General features: G+C 72.7%; 17 protein-coding genes and 2 pseudogenes. 11 read left to right on the top strand and 8 right to left on the bottom strand.

The features are described from left to right. Positions 1–3: 3 nt before the first annotated feature. The 9 genes and pseudogenes from BN2279_RS14925 (at position 4) to BN2279_RS14885 (ending at position 6,750) form a co-directional block, all read left to right on the top strand. Positions 4–618: a type III secretion system chaperone family protein gene (locus BN2279_RS14925; RefSeq protein ID WP_059009804.1), complete on the top strand. Its 615-nt coding sequence runs from the start codon at positions 4–6 to the stop codon at positions 616–618. Continuing rightward, positions 615–914, top strand: coding sequence for an MTH1187 family thiamine-binding protein (locus BN2279_RS14920; protein WP_059009802.1), 300 nt, complete (start codon positions 615–617; stop codon positions 912–914). Before BN2279_RS14925 ends, BN2279_RS14920 begins: the two co-directional genes overlap by 4 nt. 443 nt (positions 915–1,357) lie before the next feature. Beyond that, positions 1,358–1,930, top strand: coding sequence for a DUF2617 family protein (locus BN2279_RS14915; RefSeq protein ID WP_059009800.1), 573 nt, complete (start codon positions 1,358–1,360; stop codon positions 1,928–1,930). Next, positions 1,927–2,679, top strand: a pseudogene (locus tag BN2279_RS14910) (spermidine synthase); the annotation flags it as partial. The gene BN2279_RS14915 and the pseudogene BN2279_RS14910, both read left to right, overlap by 4 nt. 142 nt (positions 2,680–2,821) lie before the next feature. After that, a complete protein-coding gene (locus BN2279_RS14905; protein ID WP_059009798.1) occupies positions 2,822–3,673 on the top strand; it encodes an SRPBCC domain-containing protein in 852 nt (283 codons plus the stop codon). Between the two features lie 78 nt (positions 3,674–3,751). Further along, positions 3,752–4,567 (top strand): aldose epimerase family protein, encoded by an 816-nt coding sequence (locus BN2279_RS14900; protein WP_059009797.1) that lies wholly within the window; start codon positions 3,752–3,754, stop codon positions 4,565–4,567. An 11-nt stretch (positions 4,568–4,578) separates the two neighbouring features. After that, positions 4,579–5,109 (top strand): orotate phosphoribosyltransferase, encoded by a 531-nt coding sequence (gene pyrE, locus BN2279_RS14895; RefSeq protein WP_059009795.1) that lies wholly within the window; start codon positions 4,579–4,581, stop codon positions 5,107–5,109. A 146-nt stretch (positions 5,110–5,255) separates the two neighbouring features. Then, entirely contained in the window at positions 5,256–6,278 is a 1,023-nt protein-coding gene (gene fbaA / locus BN2279_RS14890; protein WP_059009792.1) for a class II fructose-bisphosphate aldolase, read from the top strand. A gap of 58 nt (positions 6,279–6,336) precedes the next feature. Beyond that, positions 6,337–6,750 (top strand): DUF3151 domain-containing protein, encoded by a 414-nt coding sequence (locus BN2279_RS14885; RefSeq protein WP_059009790.1) that lies wholly within the window; start codon positions 6,337–6,339, stop codon positions 6,748–6,750. 90 nt (positions 6,751–6,840) lie between these two features. On the opposite strand, the gene BN2279_RS14880 is transcribed toward BN2279_RS14885, so the two are convergent. From BN2279_RS14880 to BN2279_RS14860, 4 genes are all read right to left on the bottom strand, one after another. After that, positions 6,841–7,548, bottom strand: coding sequence for a class F sortase (locus tag BN2279_RS14880; protein ID WP_059009788.1), 708 nt, complete (start codon positions 7,546–7,548; stop codon positions 6,841–6,843). A gap of 1,237 nt (positions 7,549–8,785) precedes the next feature. Further along, complete coding sequence (locus BN2279_RS14870) at positions 8,786–9,370, bottom strand: hypothetical protein (RefSeq protein WP_059009782.1); 585 nt, start codon at positions 9,368–9,370, stop codon at positions 8,786–8,788. Positions 9,371–9,574: 204 nt separating this feature from the next. Beyond that, positions 9,575–11,233: an ABC transporter permease gene (locus BN2279_RS14865; protein WP_059009780.1), complete on the bottom strand. Its 1,659-nt coding sequence runs from the start codon at positions 11,231–11,233 to the stop codon at positions 9,575–9,577. Next, positions 11,230–12,168: an ABC transporter ATP-binding protein gene (locus BN2279_RS14860; RefSeq protein WP_059009777.1), complete on the bottom strand. Its 939-nt coding sequence runs from the start codon at positions 12,166–12,168 to the stop codon at positions 11,230–11,232. Before BN2279_RS14860 ends, BN2279_RS14865 begins: the two co-directional genes overlap by 4 nt. A gap of 93 nt (positions 12,169–12,261) precedes the next feature. Here BN2279_RS14860 and BN2279_RS14855 point away from each other — a divergent pair, with 93 nt between their 5' ends. Next, complete coding sequence (locus BN2279_RS14855; RefSeq protein ID WP_407702252.1) at positions 12,262–12,747, top strand: GbsR/MarR family transcriptional regulator; 486 nt, start codon at positions 12,262–12,264, stop codon at positions 12,745–12,747. 45 nt (positions 12,748–12,792) lie between these two features. Here the strand turns inward: BN2279_RS14855 and BN2279_RS14850 are convergent, their stop codons facing one another. Continuing rightward, positions 12,793–13,539 carry a diacylglycerol kinase family protein gene (locus BN2279_RS14850; protein ID WP_324612836.1) on the bottom strand — a complete coding sequence of 249 codons (747 nt, stop codon included), beginning with the start codon at positions 13,537–13,539 and terminating at the stop codon, positions 12,793–12,795. A 135-nt stretch (positions 13,540–13,674) separates the two neighbouring features. On the opposite strand from BN2279_RS14850, the gene BN2279_RS14845 reads away from it, so the two are divergent. Then, positions 13,675–14,958, top strand: a complete 1,284-nt coding sequence (locus BN2279_RS14845; protein WP_059009775.1) for an adenylosuccinate synthase — start codon at positions 13,675–13,677, stop codon at positions 14,956–14,958. Between the two features lie 68 nt (positions 14,959–15,026). Here BN2279_RS14845 and BN2279_RS31060 read toward each other — a convergent pair whose 3' ends face one another. The 3 genes and pseudogenes from BN2279_RS31060 to BN2279_RS14830 all read right to left on the bottom strand — a co-directional run bounded on the left by BN2279_RS31060 (position 15,027) and on the right by BN2279_RS14830 (position 18,128). Next, the gene (locus tag BN2279_RS31060; RefSeq protein WP_059009774.1) at positions 15,027–16,181 is read right to left on the bottom strand and encodes a PT domain-containing protein; all 1,155 of its coding nucleotides are present in this window, start codon (positions 16,179–16,181) and stop codon (positions 15,027–15,029) included. A gap of 47 nt (positions 16,182–16,228) precedes the next feature. Then, positions 16,229–17,128 (bottom strand): annotated as a pseudogene (locus tag BN2279_RS31055) (serine/threonine-protein kinase); the annotation flags it as partial. 145 nt (positions 17,129–17,273) lie between these two features. Then, positions 17,274–18,128 carry a hypothetical protein gene (locus BN2279_RS14830; protein ID WP_059009770.1) on the bottom strand — a complete coding sequence of 285 codons (855 nt, stop codon included), beginning with the start codon at positions 18,126–18,128 and terminating at the stop codon, positions 17,274–17,276. Between the last annotated feature and the right edge of the window lie 133 nt (positions 18,129–18,261).

Here is an 18,261-nt window from a genome sequence, read left to right as displayed (position 1 = left end):
CCCGTGTCTGTCGATCCGTCCGCGATCCCGAACTTCGGGGGCTCGCAGGACAAGCGGAAGAGCACCCCGCCGAGCGCCCCGCAGGCCGCCAAGCCCACCGGGCCCGTCACGCCGAACCAGGACCTCGTCAAGCAGCTCCTGGACCGGATGAAGGTGAAGTACATCGTGGACAAGGAGGGCGATGTCGTCGCCCCCTGGAAGAACTTCCGCGTCTACTTCATGTTCCGCGGCGAGGAGCGCCAGCGGGTGCTGATCGTACGGACGTTCTACGGGTATCCGCACAGCGTGGACGACAAGCCGCGGCTGCTGGAGAGCGTCGACGAGTGGAACCACTCGTCCCTGTGGCCGAAGGTCTACACCCACACCCAGGACGACGGCGTCGTCCGGATGGTGGGGGACTTCCACCTGCTGCTCGGGGCCGGCGTCGCGTTCGACCACTTCGTGGCGACGGTCGTGAGCTGGGTGCGCGCGGCCGGCGAGTTCGACAAGTGGATCGTGGAGCGGCTCGGCCTGGCCAAGGACGTCGAGGAGTCGGCCGAAGGCCCCCGGAACGCCGGTGACGCCGATGATGCCGGTGGCGCCGGTGACGACACGGCCGGTGGAGAGGCCGGGGCATGATCGTCGCCTTCTCCGTGACGCCCATCGGCACCGGCGAGGACGTGGGCGAGGAGGTGGCCGAGGCCGTGCGCGTGGTCCGCGAGAGCGGCCTGCCGAACCGCACCGACGCCATGTTCACCAGCCTCGAAGGCGAGTGGGACGAGGTCATGGACGTGGTGAAGCGGGCCGTGGAGGCGGTCCGCGCCCGGTCCGGGCGGGTCAGCCTGGTCCTCAAGGCCGATGTGCGCGACGGCGTCACCGACGGGCTGACCACCAAGGTCGAGCGGATCGAACGGCTGCTCGCGCCGCCGTCGTAGCGCGGGGGGCGTGAAATCCCCGTCCCCGGGGAAACAGGCAACAGGACGGTTGCCGTTGGCAGTTGCCACCGGCGCCGCTCCGGGGCCCGCCCGCCGTCGCGGGGCGGACGGGACCCCCGGGCGGCGGAGCCGGGTCCGGGCCGGAGGTGCCCTTTGTGTGGCCGCCGCGTGAAGAACGGTGAGTGGTCGCCGGGAATCCGGTGCATTTCCGGAGCGATTGGCGCGACAGGAATTGCTCTTCGTACGTTGAACGAACATAAAAGTTCGTCATGCGGTCGGCCGAATGGTGAACAGGTGACCCATCCCCTCCCCGTCGGGATGGAAATCCGACGAAGATGGGTAAAACCGCTGTGGGGGCGGCGCGTTACATGATTCGGTGTTCCCGTTGCCCCCGGAGGGGCGGTCCGCGCCACCCTCGACTGCGCGCACGCGGGAGCCGACCCATGCTCACCACTATCCATACCGCCTACACCGATACCCGGGCGAACGACCTCGCCTGGGCCCTGGGGCAGGAGCCCCTGCCGTCCCTGGCCACCCTGGATCTCGACCTCGCGGACGCCCGTGTGCAGTTGCGCGTGCTGGGAGCCTCGCACCAGGTGCTGCTTGACTCGCGGGAAGGCACCTGTTCGGAGACCGTCGCCTGCATGCCGGGCAGTAATACCCCGCTGCCGCTGGGCGTTTCCAAGCGCCTGGGGAATTTCGAATATGAATTCGCCGCCCGGGTCGAAAGCCTGAGCGCCGGTTCCTTCGCGGGCCGTGCGCAGGAACTGCTCGCACTGGTCGCCGACCATCCGCACGGCCTCGCCGGGCTTTTCCCGGGCGACCCCAACGCGTTCACCGCCCTGCTGGCCCAGCGCCGGGGAGGCCAGGTCCACTGGCGCACCTGGCACGCCTATCCACGCGAACGGCGCCTGGTCGCGACGCGTACCCGGGTGAGCGGCACGCGGGAGCGGGAGAAGTCCACTCCTGTGGGTGACAGGGTGAACGCGAAGTGTGACGTAACGTTCGGTTCATGATCGAGACGCCCGAAGCCGAGCGCTCAACGGTCGAGCACTCACCGGTCGTCGCGCTGCCCGTGTCGGCCGGGATCGGGCGATTCCTCGTGCTGGTCGCCGTCTTCGTGTGCGCCGCCTGCGGCCTGGTGTACGAGCTGGAGCTGATCGCCCTCGCCGACTATCTGGTCGGCGACACCGTCACCCACACCTCCATCGTGCTGTCCACGATGGTCTTCGCCATGGGCATCGGGTCCCTGGGCGCGAAGCGGCTGCGGCGCCGGGCCTCGGTCGGCTTCGGGGTGATCGAGGCCATGCTCGCGCTGATCGGCGGCTCCTCCGCGACCGTCCTCTATCTCAGCCTCCTGTGGTTCGGCGGGGCCCGGCCGCTGCTGGTCGCCTTCTCGCTCGCGATAGGCGTGCTCATCGGTGCCGAGATGCCGCTGCTGATGACGCTCATCCAGCGCATCCGGGAGCAGGACGCGGGCCGCGCGGTGGCCGACCTCTCCGCGGCGGACTATGTCGGGGCGCTGCTCGGCGGGCTCGCGTTCCCCTTTCTCCTCCTCCCGCTGCTCGGCCGGCTCAACGCGGCCCTGTGCACCGGCGTGGTCAACGCGCTGGCCGGCGCCGTCGTCGTGCTCTGGCTCTTCCGGGAGGACCTCTCGCGGCGCACCAGGCGCCGCATCCTCCTGCTGAACCTGTGTGTGACGGCCCTGCTGCTGGCCTGCGTCCCCGCGGTGGGCCCGCTGGAGCGGGCCGCCGAGCGGGCCCTGATCCGCCCGGTGACCCCGGAGGTGACGCCCGAGCCGGTCGCCGAGGCGGCCGCGGGGCCGGTGGACGAGGGCGCCGCGGCGCGATTGGCGTCGCGGGTCACACCGGTGCTATATGCCCCGCCGAGTGGGTAGGCTCCGCGCCATGGAGCACGAGGTCTTCCTGCCGTATGCCGTCAGCGCCGTGCGGAGCGCGCTCGCCGACCCGGAGCTGGTGACCCGCTGCGTGCCCGGGCTCCAGATGGAGCCGGAGACCGACCCGGCCCGGCCGGAGGGGAGGCTGCGCGTGCGCATCGGCTCCTCCACCATCACCTACCGGGGCGGGCTGACGCTGAGCGAGCGGGGCGAGGGCGTCACGGCCGAGGCCGAGGGCACCGAGGCGCGGGGTTCGGGCACGGTGAGCCTGATCATCACCGCCGTGCCGCGCCCGGTCGAGGACGGCTCGGGCACCACGGTCGCGTTCAGCGCGGTGATCGAGGCCAAGGGCCGCATCGGTGAGTTCACCGCCGCGCAGCGCGAGGCGGCCGGGCGGCGGCTGCTGGACCGTTTCGCCGAGGCGCTGGCCGACGAGCTGACGGGCGCCGAGGCCCCGCCGCCCGCCGCCCTGGGCGGAGCCGGCGGCATCGGCGAGCCCGACGACAACGAGCGGGCCATCCCCGGCATCCCGGCCGCGCCCGAGCCGGAGCCGGACGCCGGTTTCCGCGCCGCCCTGCCGGACATCGAGATCCCGCCGCCCTCGCTCGGCCCGGAGGAGGACGAGGAGCCCGCCGTGGCCGCCGTCGTTCCCGAGCCGGAGGCCGACTTCGCGCGGCGCACCATGATCGGCCGCAGCGCCGAAGAGGTCGACCACGCGCCGCCGCGCGGACGGTATGCCCCGGCGCCCGCCCCCGGTGCCGCCCCGGCCAGGGTGGCGAAGCTGCGCTGGGCGGCGCCCGCCGCGGCCGTCGCCCTGGCCTCGGCGGTGCGCGCGGGCCGGGCCCTGCGCCGCCGCCCGTAGCGCACCGCCCCGGCCTCTCCTCCCCTCGGTCCCTGTTTTCATGCGGCTGTCGGCTGATCGGATCGTTATCGTCGTGGGGTGACCACCCATGACACCGAGCGCGGCCTCCGTCTGAGCGCCGCCGACGCCGAGCTGGTCCTCCGTCCCGACCAGGGCGGCCGGATCGCGTCCCTGCGGGTCGGCGGGGCCGAACTGCTGCGTCAGGGCGCCCGGCTCGGCTCCTTCGTGATGGCGCCCTGGTGCGGACGCACCGGGTTCGGCCTGTTCCGCAACGGCGACACGATCCACCAGCTCCCCGCCGACGCGGGCCCGCACGCCCTCCACGGCACGGTCCGCGACCGCCGGTGGCGGATCGCGCGGGCCGACGCGACCGGCGCCGCCTTGTTCTGCGACCTCACCGATCCATGGCCCTACCCGGGCCGCGTCACCCAGACCGTGCAACTGGCCGAGGACGGCGCGAGTGTCACCCTGATGCTGGGCGTGGAGACCTACGGTGCCTCGTTCCCCGCCCAGGCGGGCTGGCACCCCTGGTTCACGCGCGTGCTGACGCCCGGCGGCCGGGGTGCTGAACTCTCCTTCGCCGCCGACTGGCAGGAGGAGCGCGGCGAGGACCATCTGCCCACCGGCCGCCGCGTCGCCCCACTGCCCGGCCCCTGGGACGACTGCTTCGGGATGGCCGACGGCGTCGCGGTCACCCTCACCTGGCCGGGGGAGCTGGAGCTGACGGTCACCAGCCGCAGCCCCTGGGTGGTGATCTACGACGAGACGGCCGACGCGGTCTGCGTCGAGCCGCAGTCCGGGCCGCCCAACGGTCTCAACACCCACCCGCGTCTGGTCACCCCGCTGGAGCCGCTGGAGATATCCACCACCTGGGCGTGGCGACGGCTGTCATAGGGTCATGAGCCATGAGCGTGCGTGACGAACTGCTCCGGCAGATCAAGGACAAGGCCGTCGTCCACGGCAAGGTGATCCTCTCCTCCGGCCGCGAGGCCGACCGGTATGTGGATCTGCGCCGGATCACCCTCGACGGCGCCGCCGCGCCGCTGGTCGGCCAGGTGATGCTGGACCTGACGGCTGACCTCGACTACGACGCCGTCGGGGGCCTCACCCTGGGCGCCGACCCGGTCGCCACCGCCATGCTGCACGCCGCCGCGGCGCGCGGCCGGACGCTCGACGCGTTCGTGGTGCGCAAGGCCGGGAAGGCCCACGGCCTTCAGCGGCGGATCGAGGGACCGGACATCGCCGGGCGCCGCGTGCTGGCGGTGGAGGACACCTCGACCACCGGCGGTTCGGTCCTGACGGCCGTCGAGGCGCTGCGCGAGGCGGGCGCCGAGGTGGTCGCGGTGGCGGTCATCGTCGAACGCGGCGCGGCCCCCGCGATCGAGAAGGCCGGACTGCCGTACTACCAGGCGTACGCGCTCGCCGATCTCGACTGACCCGGACAACCCCACCCGGCCGGACCGGGCCCTCACGCCGCGTAGTGGTTTCACGTGAAACTGTCGCGTGCCGTCCCGGCCGCAGAGGCCGTCTGGGAGGATATTCGCGCAGTCGAACGCAATCCTCACCCCGAAGGAGCGGACAGATGCCCATCGCGACCCCCGAGGTCTACAACGAGATGCTCGACCGGGCGAAGGCAGGCAAGTTCGCCTACCCGGCCATCAACGTCACCTCGACGCAGACCCTGCACGCCGCGCTGCGTGGCTTCGCCGAGGCGGAGAGCGACGGGATCGTGCAGATCTCCACCGGCGGTGCCGAGTTCCTGGGCGGTCAGTACAGCAAGGACATGGTGTCCGGCGCGACGGCGCTGGCGGAGTTCGCCCATGTGGTCGCCAAGAAGTACCCGGTGAACATCGCGCTGCACACCGACCACTGTCCCAAGGACAAGCTGGACGGGTACGTCCGCCCGCTGATCGCCCTCTCGGCAGAGCGTGTCGCCCGTGGTGAGAACCCGCTCTTCCAGTCGCACATGTGGGACGGCTCCGCCGAGACCCTGAAGCACAACCTGGAGATCGCGGAGGAGCTGCTCGCCCAGGCCGCCGCCGCCAAGATCATCCTGGAGGTCGAGATCACCCCGACCGGCGGTGAGGAGGACGGCGTCAGCCACGAGATCAACGACGAGCTGTACACGACCGTCGAGGACGCCCTGCGCACCGCCGAGGCCCTGGGCCTGGGGGAGAAGGGCCGGTACCTGCTGGCCGCCTCCTTCGGCAACGTGCACGGCGTCTACAAGCCGGGCAACGTCGTGCTGCGGCCCGGACTGCTGAAGGACCTCCAGGAGGGTGTCGCCGCCAAGTACGGCCGGCCGGCCCCGTTCGACTTCGTGTTCCACGGCGGCTCGGGGTCCACCCGCGAGGAGATCGCCACCGCGCTCGACAACGGCGTGGTCAAGATGAACCTGGACACCGACACGCAGTACGCCTTCACCCGGCCCGTCGCGGACCACATGTTCCGCAACTACGACGGCGTCCTCAAGGTGGACGGCGAGGTCGGCAGCAAGAAGACCTACGACCCGCGGAGCTGGGGCAAGCTCGCCGAGGCCGGTATGGCCAAGCGCGTCACCCAGGCGTGCGCCGACCTGCGCTCCACCGCCACCAAGCTGAAGTAACGCCCGCGCCCGGGGACGACCGGGCCGCAACCGGGGGAGAAACGGCAGACTGGACACCATGGCCATTCACGAGAACCTCCTCGGGGGTCCGCCCCCGACCCACCTGCCCGACGATCCCGAACCCCGCGAGCTGCTGGCGGCCGGCACGGCTCCCGGCGAGGTCGCGGCGAAGTACCCGGCGTCGAGCCTGGCCTGGGCGCAGCTCGCGGACGACGCGTTCGCGGAGGGCCGGACCGTCGAGTCCTACGCCTTCGCCCGCACGGGCTACCACCGGGGTCTGGACGCGCTGCGGCGCAGCGGCTGGCGCGGCCAGGGGCCGATCCCGTTCGAGCACGAACCCAACCGCGGCTTCCTGCGCGCCCTGCACGCCCTGGCCCGTGCCGCTCAGGCCATCGGCGAGCAGGAGGAGTACGAGCGCTGCTCCCAGTTCCTGCGGGACAGCTCGCCCACCGCCGCCGACACGCTGTCCTGAGCATCCGGGCACCGGACGGCGGAAGGCGCCCCGCACGCGCGGGGCGCCTTTCGCGTGCCCGGCCCCGTGCGCCGGGCCCACCGGGTCTCGCTAGGGGCCGGTCGTTCCCGGGCCGCCGGAGCCCTGGGGCTGGCCGCCGGAGCCGCTGCTGGATCCGGTGAGCCGGGCGTAGGCGACGATGTTGGAGTCGTAGCCGCCGTCCTGGGTCCACCGGCCGCCGCAGGTGATCAGCCGGAGTTGCGGAGTGTCGACCGAGCCGTAGACCCGCTCGTCGGGGAAGTCGGTCTTCGGGTACTGCTCCACCGAGTCGACGGTGAAGACGGCCGTGGTGCCGTCCGCCCGGTCGATCTCGATGTTCTCGCCGGGACGCAGCGAACCGAGCCCCGCGAAGGCGGCCGGGCCGTCGTAGGTGTCCAGGTGTCCGACGAGGATGGCGGCGCCCCGTTCGCCGGGGGCCACTCCGCCCGCGTACCAGGCGGCGCGCATCGCGTCCTCGACGGACGGCGAGGGCGGTGCCCCGTCGGGTGCCAGATCGGCGCCGAAGACCTCGACGTCGGTGGCCAGTTGCGGGATACGGACCCGGGTCGGGGCGGATCGCATCAGCGGCGGGGCCACCACGGAGGAGGGTTCGCCCGTCAGCGACTGGTCGAGGTCGGCCGTGGAGCCCGCGTCGGGTGCGGCGCCGGGCGCGTCGACCGCGCCGGGGCGGGAGACGCCTTCCGCGATGCTGCTGGAGGCGCGGGCCTCCCGGACGCCGTCGTCGGGGTCGGGACCGAGGATTCCGGCGAGCAGGCCCACCGTGACGGCGCTGGTCGCGGCCAGCGTCTCCAGGCGGCGGCAGCGGATCGCCAGCCGCTGCTGCCGGGTCTGCGCGGACGGGCGGACGACGGGGCGGGGCGGACGGGACGGTCTGCGGCGGCGTCTGCCGAGCCCGACGACCCGGAGGAGCCGGCCGACGAGCCGGCCGGCCCGGCTGGGCGCGGCCGGCCGGCGCGGCTCCCCGGCACCGGGAGCGGGAGCGGTGGGAGCGGCTTGGCCGGGAGCGGGGGGATCGGGTGCGGCCCGGGTCCGGCTCTTTTACACATCTCCGCGCCCACGAGACAGGCAGGAATATCGTATGCCGTCTTTTCCCGAGGTGCGCGTAGCACAGCTTCGTACTGCCTCTTGTGGACGTAGGTTGGAACTGACGCGCCACACCGCAGATGCGCTACCCGTGACGTCGGCGGCGCCAGATGGCTATAGGAGCCAGGATCGGGTGCGGCCCGGGTGGTGCCGGTGTCGGGGGTGTCCGTCGGCGCCGGGGGCCGTGCCGGTGCCGGGCCGAGCCGCGCGGCGGCCCGGAGGGTGGCGGCGGCCCGTCCGGCGCGGGCCCGGCACCTGGCCCCCAGCAGGGGCACGGTCCGCCGGTACCACTCGCCGAGCCGGTGCAGGGGCCTGACCAGGACGCGCAGGCGCCCGGCCTGCCGCCGCAGGACCGGCCGCAGCCGCGCGCGCGGCTTGACCGGCCTGGGCCGGCGCAGCCGTTCCTGCCGCCGGGGCCGCCCCGGCCACGGCCGCCATCCGGCGCGGCGGGGACGGGCGGGCCGCTTGGCCCGTTCGGCCCGCCGGGGGCCCTTCGGCCCCTTCGCGCTCTTCGGCTCCTTCGGCGCGTTCAGCACCTTCAGCCCGGTGAGGCTCCTGGGCTTCCCGGGGCTCCTGGAACGCTTCCGGTGCTTGCCGCGTCCGGGCTGCCCGGCGCCCGGGATCCGCTCGGCGCGGCCCAGCGGCCCGGATCGCCGCGGCCTTCCGGCCCGCGGCGCCCCGGGCGCCGTGGGCGTCTTCGGCGCCCGGGGCATCCTGGGTGCCTTCGGCGGCTTCGGTGCCTTGGCCTCGACTCCCTTGGTCCTCGGCGGCTTGGACACCTTCGGTGCCTTCGGCGTCCTCGGTTCCTTCGGGGCCTTGGGCGCCTTGGGCGTCTTGACCCGCGCGGGCCGTTCGGAGCCCTTGGGCCGCCTCAGCCGCCGGAGCCACGGGATCTTGGGCACGCCCGCCTCTCTCAGTAGTGGCTGCCGACGCGGCGGCGCCGGTTGAAGAAGGCGTAGCCGACCGTTCCGGCGATGGCGAGTCCGCCGCCGACGGCCAGCATGGTCGCCGCCGTGCTCGCGCCGCCCGCGCCGCCGGCCGCGCCGCCGAACCCGGCCGAGGCGCCGCCGGAGGGCGTGGTCGAGGTGTACGTGAACGACGTGCTCAGCGTCACGCCGTCGGTGCAGCGGACGGTGACGGTGTAGGTCCGGCCGACCGTGAGACCGCTGGTCCTGATGCGGCCGGTGCCGACCCACTGGTTGCCGCTCTGCTGGAGCGTGATGCTCTGCTGGAACGCGTCCGAGGTGGCCGGGCCGCTCGGCGCGCAGCTCGACCTGACGGTGACGGCGGGGTTGGCGCCGCCGGAGCTGGGCGAGATGGTGAGGGGCGCGGGGGCGGGGGGGGGGCTGGTGGTGGTCTGAACGGGGTTGGCCCCGTCGTCGACGAGCGTGGCGGGCGTGCCGAGGCCGGCGGCCACGGGGGCGCCGATGCCGAGGGCGATCACGGCGGTGGCGGCGGCTGCGGCCAGCCGGCTGGCTCGGGGGTGCAGGGACTTCATGGACGGGTGACCTCCGGTCGTCTGCCGCACGCGAGGTGGCGTGACGGGTTGTCACCTATGCGAACAGCCCGTTATCGGATCCGCGACCGGAGTGCGTCCCAGCGGGTGGCGCGCTGCTCCATCGGGGCAACGCGACGGCCCGGCCGCCCGCGGGAAGGCGGGGGCCGGGCCGGCTGACGCGCGTTCAGCTCCGGGCCGCGCCCGTCACTTCGACTCCAGGTCACGCCGCCGGAAGCCCGCCAGCCCGCAGGCGATCAGGGCCGCGGCCAGCGCGGTCAGCACCAGCAGCGGCGTCCACTCCAGACCGGCGGCGGGCACCTGCGGCACATGGCCGATCGGGGAGAGGTTGCTCAGCGCGTCCGGCATGTCGGTCAGCTCGCCGAGGTAGACCACGACGAACGCGTACGCCGGAACGATCCACGCAGCCGCCGAGGCGCGCGGGAACCAGCCGAAGAGCGCCACCGCCACCCCGCCCGTGACCCACAGCGCGGGCGCGTAGGCCAGGGAGGCGCCGGTCAGCTTCATCACCAGATCGCCGTCGTCGGCGGAGGCCGCGCCGGAGAGCCCGAAGCCGAGCCCGGCGGCCAGCATGATCAGCGTGCCGCCGGTCAGCGCGACCACCAGATGGCTGCCGGCCCACCGGACGCGGGAGAGCCCGGTGGCGAGCAGCGGTTCGGCCCGCCCGGCGCTCTCCTCGGCGCGCGGCCGGAGCGCGGCCATCACCACGTACGAGGCGGCGACGATGGCCAGGATGCTCATGATCACGGAGGCGAACGACTCGACGATGTCGCCGCCGAGCGCGGCCACGCTCTCGCGCAGCGTGTCGTTGTCCTCCAGCAGCTCCTCCGCGTCGCCCAGGATCGAGCCGTACATGAGACTGAACAGCAGCGCCCCGGCGGCGAACCCGGTCAGCACGCCCCGGTGCAGCCGGAGCGCGAAGCCGACCGGGCGGGTGAGCGCGGCGGAGGCCGACGGCCGGCCGGGGCGCGGCGGCCTGAGCCCGGCACCGACGTCGCGGCGGGTGCTGAGCCCGTAGGCGGCGGCGGAGCAGACGGCGGTCAGCGCGACGTTGAGCAGCAGCGGCCACCAGCGGTCGTCCACGTAGACGTAGGTGCGCTGCGCCCAGCCGATCGGCGAGAGCCAGGAGAACGCGCCGGTCCCCACGTCGCCCACGGCCCGCAGCGCGTACGCCGCGCCGATGGCGGCCAGGGCCAGGCCGGAGGCGCCCCGCGAGAACGGCGTGATCTGCGCCGTGACGGCCGCGACGGCGGCGAAGGTGACGCCGATGGCGGCGCTGGCCGCGCCGTACAGCAGGGACCCGGAGGCGGTGACGCCGGCCAGGCCCGTCCCGGCCAGCGCGCCCGCCAGCAGCAGTCCGAGGAGGAGGTCGGCGGCGACGGCGAGGGTGAGCGCGGCGGTCAGGTGGGCGTGGCGGCCGACCACGTGGGAGCGCAGCAGCTCGGCGCGGCCGGTCTCCTCCTCGGTCCTGGTGTGCCGGACGACGGTGAGGACGCTCATCAGCCCGATCATGATGCCGAAGAAGCCGAGGAGCTGGTGGCCGGTCATCGCGCCGTAGCCGTAGTCGCCGCCGAGGTAGTGCTCGGGCCCGGACATGGCCAGGCCGGCCGGCCCGTTGAGCGTCTCGGCGAGCGAGGCCCGGTCCTCGGCGGTGGTGTACTGCGACTCGAAGCTGGAGACGGAGGAGACCGTGCCGAACAGCAGGGCGGCGATCCAGACGGGCAGCCGGACGCGGTCCCGGCGCAGCCCGAACCGGATGAGCGCGCCCGTGCCGGTCAGCGCGCCGCCGTGCCGTCCGGCGCGGCTGCCGCTTCCGGCGGCGGTGGCGGCGCTCGCGGCCGTCATCGCTCCGCTCCCGCGCGCCGGTGGTCGCCCTCCAGGGCGTCGAGTTCGTCGCCGTAGTGGCGCAGCATCAGCTCCTCCAGCGTCGGCGGGTGGCTGACGAGGCTGGTCAGGCCGAAGCCGGCGAGCCGCCGGACGGCGCCGTCGAGGTGGGCGCCGTCCACGGTGAAACGGACCTTGCCGTCGTCGGCGCGCAGGTCGTGGACGCCGGGCAGCCCGTCCAGGCCGGTGGCGGGCTCCTTGGTCTCGGCCTCGATGGTGGTCCTGGTCAGGTGGCGCATCTCGCCGAGCGTCCCGGACTGCACGATCCTGCCGAGCCGGATGATGCTGACGCGGTCGGCCAGCTTCTCGACCTGGGCCAGGATGTGGCTGGAGAGCAGCACCGTCTTGCCGGCGGCCTTGGCCTCCCCGACGACGTCCTGGAAGACGACCTCCATCAGCGGGTCGAGCCCGGCCGTCGGCTCGTCGAGGAGGAGCAGCTCGGCGTGGGAGGCGAGGGCGGCCACCAGGGCGACCTTCTGCCGGTTGCCCTTGGAGTAGGTGCGGCCCTTCTTGCCCGGGTCGAGGGCGAAGCGTTCCAGGAGGTCGTCCCGGCGCCGCCGGTCCAGGCCGCCGCGCAGCCGGGCGAACAGGTCGATGGCCTCGCCGCCGGTGAGGTTGGGCCACAGCTCGACGTCGCCGGGCACGTACGCGAGCCGCCGGTGCAGCTCGACGGCGTCCGACCAGGGGTCCCCGCCGAGGAGCCGGGCGGTGCCGGAGTCGGCCCGCAGCAGGCCGAGCAGCACGCGGATGGTGGTCGACTTCCCGGCGCCGTTGGGCCCGAGGAAGCCGTGCACCTCGCCGGTCCGCACCTCAAGGTCCAGGCCGTCGAGGGCTCGGGTCCTGCCGAAGGTCTTCACCAGGCCCGAGACGGTGATGGCGTTGCTTGCCTTGGTCATGCTTCCGAATCTACTGTAAGTTCATAAACTTGTGAATATATGGAAGCGGAGGTCCGGCGGCGGAGATGGGAAGATGCCGGGTGGGAGGATGACGTGCCGAAGTACACCGAGCCGATGGCCGCGTTCGTCGAGCGCTTCGCCGCCGATCTCACCGAGGCGGGGATGCAGCGCATGGCCTCCCGGGTCTTCGCCTGCCTGCTGGTGTCGGACGAGGCCGCGCTCAGCTCCGCCGAGCTGGCCGAGCGGTTGCGCATCTCGCCCGCCGCGATCTCCGGGGCCGTGCGGTATCTGGCGCAGGTCCATCTGGTCACCCGGGAGCGCGAGCCCGGCTCCCGGCGCGAGCGCTACCGGCTGCTCCCCAACGCCTGGCACGAGTCGATCGCCAACCGGGACGCCGTGCTGCGGCGGTGGGGGTCCACCATGCGCGCGGGCATCGACGTCGTCGGCCCGGCCAGCACGGCGGGCCGGCGGGTGGCGGAGACCGAGGAGTTCATGGAGTTCCTGCTGTCCGAGCTGCACGGCATCCTGGAGCGCTGGCGCGAGCACCGCGCCGCAGTCTCCGGCCGCCCGGCGACCTGATGTCCGGCGACCTGATGTCCGGCGACCTGATGTCCGGGCGGCTGGTCACATGGGGACCGCCAGCCGCAGCGCGCCCGGCCGCACCGTCCAGGTCCGCGCCCGCGTCGGACCGGAGTCCTCGGTGTCCGCCCGGTAGCTGAACGCCGGGCCCGAGACCGTCACCGACGTCGCCCGCGCCCGCACATCGCCGTTCCCGGCCGTGCCGGGGCTGACGACCACCTCGGCCAGACCGTTCGCCGCCCGCAGCGAGATCCCCGCCACCGGCCGGTCCCCGTCCGCCAGCACCCGCCCGTCGGCCTCCACACGCAGCCGCTGCCGGGGCCGGTGCACCGTCCGCCACCACAGGGCCGGCCCCGAGGCGCGGGCGCGCGGCGCCGGGATGCCCAGCGCGCCCAGCACCACCCCGCCGGCGTCGTCCGTCAGCACGTCCACCGGGCGGACCGCGCCCGCGAGGATCGCGCGCGACGCCCGGACCGCGTCGGTCGGCACCCCCAGCGCCCGCGCGACGACCAGCGTCTCGCCCGGGCCGACCGGCACCAGCCCCAGCGGGTGGGCCCCCAGGTCACCGCTGCGCAGCAGCAGCCGCACCGCGCGCAGCAGCGCGCCGTCGTCCCCGACGATCACCACCCGGCGGCCACCCGCGCGGGCCAGCACCCGTGTCATCGCCTGCGGTTGGTCCAGCACGCACACCTTGACGTCCCCCGCGCCCGTCCCCGCGCACAGGACATCCCTGGCGATCCGCACCGCTTCCCCGTCCGTCTGCCGCGCCGTCGGGTCGATGACGATGAGCACCTGACTGTTCGCCTCCCGGCTGCGTCTCCCGTAAGCTCTCTGTGCAAGAGCCCCTGTCGCGATTGCGCGCCAGGGGTTTTCGTCGATCCGGGGCAGCCCTTGCGTAGATGCCCCGCTCGAAAGGGGTGTACGCCTGTGCCCGCACTTGTGCTGCTCGGCGCTCAGTGGGGTGATGAAGGCAAAGGCAAGGCCACCGATCTGCTCGGCGGCTCGGTGGATTACGTGGTGCGCTACCAGGGCGGTAACAACGCCGGCCACACCGTCGTCGTCGGCGACCAGAAGTACGCGCTGCATCTGCTGCCCTCCGGAATCCTCTCCCCCGGCTGCGTCCCCGTGATCGGCAACGGTGTCGTCGTCGACCCGAAGGTGCTGCTCGCCGAGCTGAAAGGGCTCCAGGACCGGGGTGTGGACACCTCGCGGCTGCTCCTCAGCGGCAACGCGCATCTGATCACCCCGTATCACCAGACGCTGGACAAGGTCTCCGAACGCTTCCTGGGCAAGCGGAAGATCGGCACCACCGGACGCGGTATCGGCCCCACCTACGCCGACAAGATCAACCGGCAGGGCATCCGCGTCCAGGACCTGTTCGACGAATCGATCCTGCGGCAGAAGGTCGAGGCCGCGCTCGACCAGAAGAACCAGGTCCTCGCCAAGCTCTACAACCGGCGGGCGATCGCGCCCGAGCAGGTGGTCGAGGAACTGCTGGGCTATGCCGAGCAGTTGAAGGACTTCGTCTGCGACACCACGCTGGTGCTCAACCAGGCGGTGGACGAGGGCAAGGTCGTGCTGCTGGAGGGCGGCCAGGGCACCCTGCTCGACGTCGACCACGGCACCTATCCCTTCGTCACCTCCTCCAACCCCACCGCCGGCGGCGCCTGCACCGGCTCCGGCATCGGCCCGACCAGGATCACCCGCGTCATCGGCATCCTGAAGGCGTACACCACGCGCGTCGGCGCCGGCCCGTTCCCCACCGAGCTGCACGACGCGGACGGCGAGGCCCTGCGCACCATCGGCGGCGAGTTCGGCGTGACGACCGGCCGCGACCGGCGCTGCGGCTGGTTCGACGCGGTGATCGCCCGCTACGCGACGCGGGTCAACGGCCTGACGGACTTCTTCCTCACCAAGCTCGACGTGCTCACCGGCTGGGAGCGCATCCCGGTCTGCGTCGCGTACGAGATCGACGGCCGCCGGGTGGAGGACCTGCCCTACAGCCAGACGGACTTCCACCACGCCGTGCCCGTCTACGAGTACCTGCCGGGGTGGACGGAGAGCCTGTCCGACGCCAGGTCGTTCGAGGATCTGCCGAAGAACGCGCAGGCGTACGTCCTCGCCCTCCAGGACCTCTCCGGGGCGCCGATCTCCGCGATCGGCGTCGGCCCGGGGCGTGACGAGACGATCGAGATCAACCCGTTCGTGTAGCGGGGAACGGCCGAGGGCGGATCCGGCGCACCGGACCCGCCCTCGGCCGTTCTCGCCGCCGTCCCTGGTCAGGGGACCTGGCGGTTCACCGTGAACGATTCACCGTCGCCGGCGTACGGCGTGAAGGTGATGGTCTCGGCCTTGTCTTCGGCCGGCTCCCACTCCATGACGTAGGAGGGCAGCGGGTCGCAGCTCCCGGACGTCACGCTGCCGGGCCCGACGAGGATGGACGACGCCTGGAGGCCGCCGGAGATCATCGGGGACTCCCAGGTGCAGGAGCCGTCGGACCACGTGAGGGCGAGCACGCCGGCGTAGCTGGTGGTCTCGGTCTCGATCGAGTAGCCCGAGCCCTCGTACGTCTGGCTGTGGATGTCGTACGGCATGCCGTCCGAGTCGGGCTGCATCTCGGCGGGCGTCAGTTCCGCGTGCCACGGGCCCGAGGCCCACGACAGCGAGCCGCCGTTCATCCGCAGGGTCTGCGAGGTGTACGGGTTGCAGGTGGCGCCGTCGGGATAGGCGCCGGTGATGCCGGTGCCGCTGAGCGCCAGGCCGTCGGAGGAGGAGACGAGCTGGGCCTGCTCCTCGCACAGGAGGTTGTTGAGCACGGTCCACTGGGTGGCGACGGTGTCGCCGCCGTAACCGCTCTCGATCTCGATGCGCTGGTAGTAGCCGACCTCGTCGCCGTTCTCGTCGAGGACCGGGCCCTCCCAGGCGCCGATGTACTCGCTGCCGACCGTCGCGTTCGGGTCGACCTGCGGGTCGTCGGTCGGCTGGTCCGTGGGCTGGTCGGTGGGCTGGTCCGTCGGCTGATCGGTGGGCTGATCGGTCGGCTGGTCCGTCGGCTGGTCGGTGGGCTGGTCGGTGGGCTGGCCCGTGGTGCCGCCGCTGCCCGCCTTGTCGTCCGAGTCGTCGCCGCCGAGCGCGAAGACCGCGACGCCCGCGCCGATCGCCAGGACGGCGACCGCGGCGACGATGATCGCGGCCAGGTTCTTCTTCTTGCCGGGACCGCCGGGGCCGCCAGGACCACCGGGGCCGGGACCACCGGGGTAACCGGGCCCGTACGGACCGGCCACCTCGGGCGTACCGGCCTGCGGATAGCCGTACGCCGGGGTGCCGGGCGCCCCCTGCGGGTAGCCGTAGCCGCCCGCGCCGGGCGGCGGGGGCGTGCCGTAACCGTTTGCTTGGTCGCCGTCGTTCTTTCTCTTCGTCCCGTGTCTACCCATCTCTGCACTATCCTCTTCGTCGGCAGCGTCAGATGTGTATAAGAGGCGGGGTCCTCGGAGTCGAGCAGCTCGACGGCGTGCCGGCCCAGCTTGGCGATCAGCGCGCCGGGCAGCCACGGCTCCTCGTCGTCGTCGGGCGACGAGGTCAGCTCCAGCAGCTCGTCCAGGCTGGGGCGGTCGGCCGGGTGCTGCGCGAGGCAGCGCTCGATCAGCGGGCGGATGCCGTCCGGCACCTCGGTCAGGTCCTGCTGGCCCTGCACGATCCGCAGCATCAGCGCGGTCATCGCCGTGTTGGCGTCACCGAACGGCGTCCGGCCGGTGGCCGCGAAGGTCAGCACCGAGCCGAGGCAGAAGATGTCGCTGGCCGCCGTGAGCACCTCGCCGCGGCACTGCTCGGGCGACATGAACCCGGGCGACCCCACGGCCGCGCCGGTCCGCGTCAGGCCGTCACCGCTGCCCTCCAGGGCGCGGGCGATGCCGAAGTCGATGACGCGCGGCCCGTCGATGGTGATCATCACATTGGACGGCTTGAGGTCGCGGTGCACGAGCCCGGCGGCGTGGATGTCCCGCAGCGCCCGCACCAGGCCGTTCCCCAGGATGCGCAGGGTGCGTTCCGGCAGCCTGCCGTACGTCTGGGCGACGACCTCGTGCAGCGAGGGTCCCGCGACATACCCCGTGGCCACCCAGGGCGTCTCGGCCTCGGTGTCGCAGCCCAGGACCGGCGCGGTCCAGTCGCCGCCGACCGCGCGCGCGGCCTCGACCTCCTGCTGGAACCGTCGGCGGAACTCGGGCTGTGCCGCGAGCTCCGGCTGGACCAGCTTGACGGCCACTGTGCGCCCGCGGTCGGAGCGGGCGAGATAAACACTGCCCATTCCGCCGGCGCCCAATTTCCCCAGCAGCCTGTAGTGGCCCACGCGTTGGGGATCTGTCGGCCCGAGCGGTTTCATGCTGTCGTACTCCTCTTCGCTCCGGTAAGCCCCACGAGAATACGGGCGCCCGTACACAATGAGGGGGACAGAGGCCGAACCGTAATCGGTTCCCGGTCCTGTCGCGAGGTTGGGTCCCGTGCCGTACTTGTGACCTGGGGCTTACCTAGTCGTTGCGGTCGATCTCGGCCGGGTCGGCGTCCAGGTCGTCGAGCCACAGCAGCCGGATGGTGTCGTCGTCACCCTCCTCGCTCCACAGCCGGAAGCTCGCGTAGGCGTGACATGTCTCGTCCCCCGGGTTCTCGACCACGACGTCGGGGCCGAGGGTGATCTCCCTGCCCTCCACCTTGACGAGGCGATTCTCCCAGACGCAGGTGGGCTCGCCGTCCACGGACCTGGCGTAGCGCAGGACGGCGTCACCGATCGAGCCCTGGCTGATGGTGATGATGTCCTCGATGTCCTCGTCGTCGTCGTTCGTGCCCTCGTCGCGCCACTCGCCCACCAGCGTCTCGGGCACGTCGGCGGTGCCGCTGCGCGGGGCCGAGGTGAGCGTCGCGCTCTGGCTGCTGTAGCGCCACTCCATCGAGGAGCCGTCCTCGGACAGGCGCAGGGTCTGGATGGTGCTGTTGTCGCGGCAGGACTCGTCGGCCTGGTCCTCGGGAATCGCCCAGTCGGACTGCTCGGTGAACGCCAGTTCGCCGCCGAAGGAGTCCAGTTCCATCTGGTAGGCGCACAGCGTGGTGGCGGTGAGGGTCATGGCGGTGCCGATGATGTCGCCCTCGCCGCCCTGGTGGATCTCGAACCGCAGCTCCTTCACCTCGTCGCTCTCGTTGGTGTACTCGCCCTGCCACGCGCCGAGGTACGCCTCGTCGATGGCGGAGTCGTCCGAGCCGGCCGACTGCTGGGTGATGACCACACCGACGACCGTCAGCACCGCCAGCGCCGAGACCGCGGCGATGGCGACGGGCGTGCGGCGGGAGCGGCGCTGCTGGGGGAGGGGCTGCGAGGCGTAGGGCGACATCTCCATATAGCCCCCCGAGTTACGCCGGGAGGGGGCCTGTCTCTCTTTCCCTCCTCACGCAGCCTAAGCAGAGGCCAACGCCTACTACAGGTGCCCCACCGCCATTCAATTCATACCAACCTACTCCCCTACG

The sequence above is a fragment of the Streptomyces specialis genome, assembly GCF_001493375.1.
Lineage (GTDB): Bacteria > Actinomycetota > Actinomycetes > Streptomycetales > Streptomycetaceae > Streptomyces > Streptomyces specialis.
Note: the sequence above shows the minus strand (reverse complement) of the source record. Positions and strands in the feature narration are given on the sequence as shown.